General features: G+C 61.9%; 1 protein-coding gene. It reads right to left on the bottom strand.

All coding sequences use genetic code 11. From position 1 onward, the window contains the following. Window positions 1–216: 216 nt before the first annotated feature. Window positions 217–1,509, bottom strand: a complete 1,293-nt coding sequence (locus ACODTA_RS30275) for an IS110 family RNA-guided transposase (protein ID WP_019052494.1) — start codon at window positions 1,507–1,509, stop codon at window positions 217–219. Window positions 1,510–1,665: the final 156 nt, after the last annotated feature.

Raw genomic sequence — 1,665 nt, 5'->3', positions numbered from 1 at the left:
AACGTCCTAGGTTGGGAAGCAGCGGCGGGAAAAGGCCAGCAGGTCTCGTTGCGCCGAGCGTGATCGGCGCTGATGACTTTTTGATCCAGATGGCTTCCATCGTCAAGGAATGCGCTCTCGGCCATAGCAAACACAGGATCCAGCGACCGCACCGGTCGTGGTCCTCACCGTCCTTAAAATGAGATGCGGATGCCAGATGGAAGGCCCGAACATTATCTACAGGGTCGCGGCTGCGCCCTCACGGCTCCACAGAGAGGGGTCCTTCCATCTGGTGTCCGTCCGTTCGACGAACGGACGGTACTCGGTTCCCGTCTTGATGACGGCGTGCGCGACGCGCGCCATCTTGGCGGTGAGTGCGGTCATCGCCTTGCGGCGGCGATCAGGGTCGTTGCCGTGGCCGGCCACATAGCGACCAAGCTTGTCGCGGAAACTGTTGTCGCGCTGGCGAATGGCGACCTGGGTCGCCATCCAGAAGGTGCGGCGTAGCCGGGCATTGCCGTACTTCGAGAGCTTGGTTCGGCCTCGGAAGGTGCCTGACTGACAGGTGGCCAGGTCGAGCCCGCAAAACTTCAGGAACTGGCGATGATGGTTGAAGCGCCGAAGATCGCCAGCCTCGGCGAGGATCGTCAGCGCGTTGATCGGGCCGATCCCGGGGATCATGCGCAGGAGCTGATAGTCGCGGTTCTCGCTGAGCATGGCATTGGCGGTCCGCTCGATCTCATCGCGTTGCCGGATCAGGCTGCGGGCTTGTGCGATGACCATGCGGAACATGGCGACCGCGACGGATTCCTCGTCGACCGGCAGTGCAACCGAGGCGCAGGCCGTCTCGTAGATATCGTTGATTAAGCGGGCCTTGGAGACCTTGCGGCCGACCAGTGACCAGGCCTCGCGCGTGAAGGCCTCCTGACCGAGCGTCGTCATGCTGGCCGGTGTCGGAAACCGTTCGAGCAGAGCCAGGAACCAGTCGGACCGGCTGTTGCCCGCAAAACGTTCGATCTCGGGAAAATACAAAGGCAGGTAATGGGTCAGGATGCGGTGCCAGGTCTGCGTCTTCGCCTTGGAAATGGCCTCGTGCGTCTTCGACATCTCCTGCAGGTCGTTGATGCCGGCGGCCAGCGGGTCGACGTAGCGCTGAGTGGCGCCGATCTGGAGCATGTGCAGAATTACCTGGGCGTCTTTGGAATCGTTCTTGTCCCAGCCATTATGCAACGCCTCACGCGTCCGTGCCAAGGCGACCGACGAAATCAGGCGCAGCTCGAAACCCGCAGCTAGCAGTCGGTGCGCCAGCGTACGGTGGTAGTTGCCGGTGGCCTCAAAGCCAACGACGATAGGTCTGCCGATGGCTGCCAGATCGTCCGCGAGGCGGTCGTAATCAGCCTTGGTAGCCATGACTGTCATGCGGCGACGTCGTCCGCCCTCCGGGCGTTCGATCAGCACTTCCTGGCGGTGCTTGGACATATCGATGGCTACCAGCACGGCATCGGCCGGAGTAGAACTGCGCTTGGTCATGGTCGGTCAGTCTCCAAAGTGTTGAGTCGACAACTTCACTTTAGAGACCTGCTGGCCGGTCATGGCCGCCTTGATGAAGCCGTCGGGCGCTACGCGCCCTTGTCTCCATCAAGGCGAATGCTGCCTTCGAGGGGCAGCTTCCCAATGTGCTACGGC

The sequence above is a fragment of the Sphingomonas sp. FG14 genome, from assembly GCF_057809675.1.
The sequence above is the reverse complement of the archived record's forward strand: the minus strand, read 5'-3'. Positions and strand labels throughout refer to the sequence as shown.

What these genes read in the sequence shown, in the direction of transcription:
- ACODTA_RS30275 (WP_019052494.1), bottom strand. Translation starts at nt 1,509, where the DNA reads ATGACCAAGCGCAGTTCTACTCCGGCCGATGCCGTGCTGGTAGCCATC.